6 protein-coding genes are annotated in these 6611 nt (G+C 56.0%); 5 read left to right on the forward strand and 1 reads right to left on the reverse strand.

The annotated features are described in order from the left end of the window. Window positions 1–3: 3 nt before the first annotated feature. The 5 genes from rbsA to rbsR all read left to right on the forward strand — a co-directional run bounded on the left by rbsA (window position 4) and on the right by rbsR (window position 5427). Window positions 4–1509 (forward strand): ribose ABC transporter ATP-binding protein RbsA, encoded by a 1506-nt coding sequence (rbsA, locus tag GM30_RS11840; protein WP_049848786.1) that lies wholly within the window; start codon window positions 4–6, stop codon window positions 1507–1509. 5 nt (window positions 1510–1514) lie between these two features. Continuing rightward, complete coding sequence (gene rbsC / locus GM30_RS11845) at window positions 1515–2480, forward strand: ribose ABC transporter permease (RefSeq protein ID WP_049848787.1); 966 nt, start codon at window positions 1515–1517, stop codon at window positions 2478–2480. A 25-nt stretch (window positions 2481–2505) separates the two neighbouring features. Further along, window positions 2506–3396, forward strand: a complete 891-nt coding sequence (gene rbsB / locus GM30_RS11850) for a ribose ABC transporter substrate-binding protein RbsB (protein WP_049848788.1) — start codon at window positions 2506–2508, stop codon at window positions 3394–3396. Window positions 3397–3501: 105 nt separating this feature from the next. Beyond that, entirely contained in the window at window positions 3502–4431 is a 930-nt protein-coding gene (gene rbsK, locus GM30_RS11855; protein ID WP_049848789.1) for a ribokinase, read from the forward strand. 3 nt (window positions 4432–4434) lie between these two features. Continuing rightward, the gene (rbsR, locus tag GM30_RS11860) at window positions 4435–5427 is read left to right on the forward strand and encodes a ribose operon transcriptional repressor RbsR (RefSeq protein ID WP_124966063.1); all 993 of its coding nucleotides are present in this window, start codon (window positions 4435–4437) and stop codon (window positions 5425–5427) included. Here the strand turns inward: rbsR and GM30_RS11865 are convergent. Beyond that, window positions 5424–6611 (reverse strand): MFS transporter (locus GM30_RS11865; RefSeq protein WP_049848794.1); only part of this gene is annotated, 1188 nt, incomplete at its 5' end. The two genes, rbsR and GM30_RS11865, sit on opposite strands and share 4 nt — an antisense overlap.

Below are 6611 nucleotides of genomic sequence, written 5' to 3' on the forward strand. Positions count from 1 at the left end.
ATCATGGACGCATTACTGCAACTCAAAGGCATCGATAAAGCTTTCCCGGGGGTTAAAGCCCTGTCCGGCGCGTCACTGAACGTCTATCCCGGTCGCGTGATGGCGCTGGTGGGTGAAAACGGCGCGGGCAAATCCACGATGATGAAAGTGCTGACGGGGATCTACACCCGTGATGCCGGTTCGTTGTTATGGCTTGGTAAAGAAACTACCTTTACCGGGCCTAAATCTTCTCAGGAAGCCGGGATTGGCATCATCCATCAGGAGCTGAACCTGATCCCGCAGCTCACCATTGCAGAAAACATTTTCCTCGGCCGCGAATTTATCAACCGTTTCGGCAAAATCGACTGGAAAATGATGTTCGCCGAAGCCGACAAACTGCTGGCGAAGCTGAATCTCCGCTTTAAGAGCGACCGTACGGTGGGTGATCTGTCAATTGGCGATCAGCAGATGGTCGAAATCGCCAAAGTGCTGAGTTTCGAATCGAAAGTCATCATTATGGATGAACCGACCGATGCGCTGACCGATACCGAAACCGAATCTCTGTTCCGCGTGATCCGCGAGCTGAAATCGCAGGGGCGCGGGATTGTCTATATTTCCCATCGCATGAAAGAGATTTTCCAGATTTGCGATGACGTCACTGTCTTCCGCGACGGGCAGTTTATCGCGGAGCGCGAGGTGTCCAGCCTCAATGAAGATCAGCTGATCGAGATGATGGTGGGACGTAAACTCGAAGAACAATATCCCCATCTTGAAAAAGCGCCGGGCGAGATCCGTCTGAAGGTCGATAACCTCTGCGGGCCGGGGGTGAACGATGTGTCGTTTACCCTGCGCAAAGGCGAAATTCTCGGCGTTGCCGGGTTGATGGGCGCCGGGCGTACCGAGCTGATGAAAGTGCTGTACGGCGCACTGCCACGCACCAGCGGTTACGTGACCCTCGACGGGCATGAAGTAGTGACCCGCTCGCCGCAGGATGGCCTGGCGAATGGCATCGTCTATATCTCGGAAGACCGCAAACGCGACGGCCTCGTATTGGGCATGTCGGTGAAAGAGAATATGTCGCTGACGGCGCTGCGCTATTTCAGCCGTAACGGCGGCAGCATCAAACATAAAGATGAGCAGCAGGCGGTGAGCGATTTTATCCGTCTGTTCAACGTCAAAACGCCGTCGATGGAACAGGCTATCGGCCTGTTGTCCGGCGGTAATCAGCAAAAAGTGGCGATTGCCCGCGGGCTGATGACCCGCCCGAAAGTGCTGATCCTTGATGAGCCGACTCGCGGCGTTGACGTGGGGGCCAAAAAAGAGATCTACCAGTTAATAAACCAGTTCAAAGCCGATGGCCTGAGCATCATTCTGGTCTCCTCCGAGATGCCGGAAGTGTTAGGCATGAGCGATCGCATCATGGTGATGCATGAAGGGCATCTCGGCGGTGAATTCACACGCGAGCAGGCCACTCAGGAAGTGTTGATGGCTGCCGCTGTGGGCAAGCTTAACCGTGTGAATCAGGAGTAAAAAAGATGACTACCTCGGCTGTTTCTGGGCGCCGTTATTTCACCAAGGCGTGGCTGATGGAGCAAAAATCGCTGATTGCCCTGCTGGTGCTGATCGCGATTGTGTCGGCCATGAGCCCCAACTTTTTTACCATCAACAACCTGTTCAACATTCTGCAGCAAACCTCCGTTAACGCCATTATGGCGGTCGGCATGACGCTGGTTATTCTGACCTCGGGGATCGACCTCTCCGTGGGTTCGTTACTGGCGCTGACCGGTGCCGTGGCGGCATCGATTGTCGGTATCGAAGTTAACGCGCTGGTGGCAGTGGCGGCAGCACTGGCGCTGGGTGCGGCGATTGGCGCCGTGACCGGGATAATTGTTGCAAAAGGTCGCGTGCAGGCGTTTATCGCCACGCTGGTGATGATGCTGCTGCTGCGCGGCGTGACACTGGTTTACACCAACGGTAGCCCTATTAACACAGGCTTTACCGATAACGCCGATCTGTTTGGCTGGTTCGGTATTGGTCGCCTGCTGGGCGTCCCGGCACCGGTCTGGATCATGGCGATTGTGTTTATTGCCGCCTGGTACATGCTGCATCACACGCGTCTGGGTCGTTACATCTACGCGCTGGGCGGTAACGAAGCAGCAACGCGCCTGTCGGGTATTAACGTCAATAAAATCAAGATTATCGTCTATTCTTTGTGTGGTTTATTGGCATCGCTGGCAGGCATTATCGAAGTCGCGCGGCTTTCTTCCGCGCAACCGACAGCAGGGACAGGCTATGAACTGGACGCCATCGCAGCCGTTGTGCTCGGCGGTACCAGTCTGGCTGGCGGTAAAGGTCGTATTGTCGGGACCCTGATTGGTGCGTTGATTCTCGGTTTCCTGAACAATGGTTTGAATTTGTTAGGTGTTTCCTCCTATTACCAGATGATCGTCAAAGCGGTGGTGATTTTGCTGGCGGTACTGGTAGACAACAAAAAGCAGTAATAATCGACTACAGGACATCTCAGATATGAACATGAAAAAACTGGCTACCCTGGTTTCAGCTGTGGCACTGAGCGCCACCGTAAGCGCCAACGCAATGGCAAAAGATACCATCGCACTGGTGATCTCCACGCTGAATAACCCGTTCTTCGTATCGCTGAAAGACGGGGCTCAGAAAGAAGCTGATAAACTGGGCTATGACCTGGTGGTACTGGATTCCCAGAACAACCCGGCGAAAGAGCTGGCTAACGTGCAGGACCTGACCGTTCGCGGCACCAAACTGCTGCTGATCAACCCGACCGATTCCGACGCTGTCGGTAACGCTGTGAAAATGGCAAACCAGGCGAAAATTCCGGTAATCACCCTTGACCGCGTTGCGTCAAAAGGCGACGTCGTCAGCCATATCGCCTCTGATAACGTGTTAGGCGGCAAAATCGCCGGTGACTACATCGCTAAAAAAGCCGGTGAAGGCGCGAAAGTGATCGAACTGCAGGGTATCGCCGGGACGTCCGCCGCGCGTGAGCGTGGTGAAGGCTTCCAGCAGGCTGTCGCGGCACACAAATTTAACGTACTGGCCAGCCAGCCAGCTGACTTCGACCGTACCAAAGGCCTGAACGTTATGCAGAACCTGCTGACGGCTCACCCGGACGTACAGGCGGTATTTGCTCAGAACGACGAAATGGCATTGGGTGCGCTGCGTGCGCTGCAGACCGCAGGTAAATCCGATGTGATGGTGGTTGGATTTGACGGTACTCCTGATGGCGAAAAAGCAGTAAATGATGGCAAACTGGCAGCGACTATCGCTCAGCTTCCTGAGCAGATCGGCGCCAAAGGCGTTGACACTGCGGATAAGGTGCTGAAAGGCGAGAAGGTTCAGGCCAAATATCCGGTTGACCTGAAACTGGTCATCAAGCAGTAATAAGCGATTCAGGTTGTTCGCAGCCTGAGGGACAACGTATAAAGAAAAGCAGGGCATGCGCCACCGGCTAATCATCGGTGGCGCACTTTACCGGACACACTCAAAATGAAAACCGCAGGCAACCTCGTCGTCCTTGGCAGTATTAATGCCGATCACATTCTTAACCTTGAAACGTTCCCGACCCCTGGCGAAACCGTCACCGGCAACCACTATCAGGTGGCGTTCGGCGGCAAAGGCGCAAACCAGGCGGTGGCCGCCGGGCGCAGCGGAGCGAACATCGCCTTTATCGCCTGTACAGGTGATGATGACACTGGCATCCGCGTTCGTAAGCAGCTGGCGAGCGACAATATTGACGTCACACCCGTCAGCGCTATTGATGGTGAATCAACCGGCGTCGCGCTGATTTTCGTCAACGCGGAAGGTGAGAATGTTATCGGTATTCATGCGGGCGCTAACGCTGCGCTCTCGACTACGCTGGTCGAGGCGGAAAAAACGCGCATCGCACAGGCGGACGCATTACTGATGCAACTGGAATCGCCACTGGAAAGCGTCCTGGCGGCGGCAAATATTGCGCATCAGCACCAGACTTCGGTTGTCCTCAACCCGGCACCGGCCCGTGAGTTATCGGATGAACTGCTGTCGCTGGTGGACATCATTACCCCTAACGAAACCGAAGCGGAAAAGCTGACCGGCATTCGCGTGGAAAATGACGACGATGCGGCGAAAGCCGCCCGCGCGCTGCATGACAAAGGCATCAGGACAGTCATTATCACCCTCGGCAGCCGTGGTGTATGGGCCAGTGTTGACGGTAAAGGTCAGCGCGTGCCGGGGTTCAAAGTTAAAGCCATTGATACCATCGCCGCGGGAGATACCTTCAACGGTGCGCTGGTAACCGCGCTGCTGGAAGAGAAACCTCTGGACGAGGCGATCCGCTTTGCCCATGCCGCGGCGGCGATTGCCGTGACACGTAAAGGCGCGCAGCCTTCGGTTCCCTGGCGCAAAGAGATCGACGACTTCTTACAGCAACAGGGGTAATGTGTGGCTACCATGAAGGATGTTGCCCGCGTGGCGGGCGTTTCCACCTCGACGGTTTCACACGTTATCAATAAAGATCGCTTCGTGAGTGAAGCCATCACCGCGAAAGTCGAAGCCGCCATCAAAAACCTCAACTACGCGCCCTCTGCGCTGGCGCGTAGCCTTAAGCTCAACCAGACCCGCACCATCGGTATGCTCATTACCGCCAGTACCAATCCTTTCTATTCTGAGCTGGTTCGCGGCGTTGAACGGAGCTGTTTTGAGCGCGGCTATAGTCTGGTGTTGTGCAATACTGAAGGCGACGAACAGCGGATGAACAGCAACCTTGAGACGCTGATGCAAAAGCGCGTTGATGGTCTGCTGTTGCTGTGCACCGAAACGCATCAACCTTCACGCGAGATCATGCAACGCTACCCGTCTGTGCCGATGGTGATGATGGACTGGGCACCGTTCGACGGCGATTGCGATCTGATTCAGGACAACTCCCTGTTCGGCGGCGACATGGCGACGCAGTATCTGATCGACACCGGTCACACCCGAATCGCCTGCATTTCTGGCCCGCTCGACAAAACCCCTGCCCGCCTGCGGCTTGAAGGCTACCGGGCGGCAATGCATCGCGCCGGGTTTGCGATTACCGAAGGGTATGAAATCACCAGCGACTTTGAATTTGGCGGCGGTTTTGAGGCGATGAACAAACTGCTGGCGCTGCCTGTGCCACCGGACGCGGTGTTCGCCGGTAACGATGCGATGGCGGTGGGTGCTTATCAGGCGCTCTATCAGGCGGGCCTGCGTATTCCGCAGGATATGGCGGTGATTGGCTATGATGATATCGAACTGGCGCGCTACATGACGCCGCCGCTGACAACGGTTCATCAACCGAAAGATGAACTGGGCGAGCTGGCCATCGATGTGCTGATCCATCGTATGGCGCAGCCCGAACAAAAACAGCAGCGTGTGCAGCTCACCCCTGAGCTGGTGGTGCGTGGCTCGGTTTAATGCTTGTGCCGTTCCTTAATCAGATTGCGGCCATCTTTCGCTTTTAACAGCATAAACGTCAACGCTGACACCACCGTGATCGCCCCCATCGTAATAAAGGTGTAGTGGAACTGCTCGATAGTATTGGCGTTATCAAATCCTTCATAGAAGCGCAGCACCGCAGCGCTGATGGCCACCCCCAGACTGATCGATAACTGCTGAGTGACGGCTAACAGGCTGTTGCCGCTGCTGGCGTTTTCGTCCGTCAGATCGGCAAGCGTGATGGTGTTCATGGAGGTGAACTGTGTTGACATCGCCATTCCCAACACAAACAGCGGCAGGAGCAGCATCCAGATCGGCATTGCCGGGGATTGCAGCGAGAACTGAGCGATCATCAGACCGATAAACACCGTAATCCCGACCAGCGTTCTGCGATAACCCAGCGTCCGCAACACCCGCGTGACGGTGGATTTAGCGATGATTGATCCTACAGCGGTCGGTGCCATCATACAGCCTGCTATTAACGCCGGGTATCCAAACCCAACCTGCAGCATCAGCGGCATCAGAAAGGGAATACAACCGGTGCCAAGACGCGTGGCGAGGTTGCCCGCGATGCCGACAGAAAAGGTGCGTGTTTTAAAGATGGGCAGCGCGATGAGCGGTGTCGGGTGGTGGCGCGCATGGCGGATATACGCCAGCAGCAACACGACGCTGGCAAATACAATGACTAAAGCCAGCCACGTCGCGACGATTTTTTCGCCCAGCAACTCCATGCCGCTGGAAAACAGCACCAGACTCAGGCCAAACAGCAGGAAGCCCGACATATCAAAGCCACGGCGCGGCGTGGTGAAGTTCGGCATATATTTGCGGGCGTAGAGCAACCCGGCGATGCCAATCGGGATATTAATCAGGAAAATCCAGTGCCATGTTGCCCAGGTTACCAGCACGCCGCCCAACACCGGTCCGAGAATCGGCCCGACCAGACCCGGCATGGTGACGAAGTTCAGCACCGGCAACAACTCGCTGCGCGGGTAGGCACGCAGCAGCGCGAGGCGGGCGACCGGCATCATCATCGCGCCGCCAATCCCCTGCACAACGCGGAAGATAACCAGCTCCAGCAGCGAGCTGGAGAGCGCACATGCCAGCGAACCCAGCGTAAACAGGCTGACGGCGAGCATAAAGATGCGGCGGGGGCCCAAACAGGC

The organism is Trabulsiella odontotermitis (assembly GCF_001188485.1).
Lineage (GTDB): Bacteria > Pseudomonadota > Gammaproteobacteria > Enterobacterales > Enterobacteriaceae > Trabulsiella > Trabulsiella odontotermitis_A.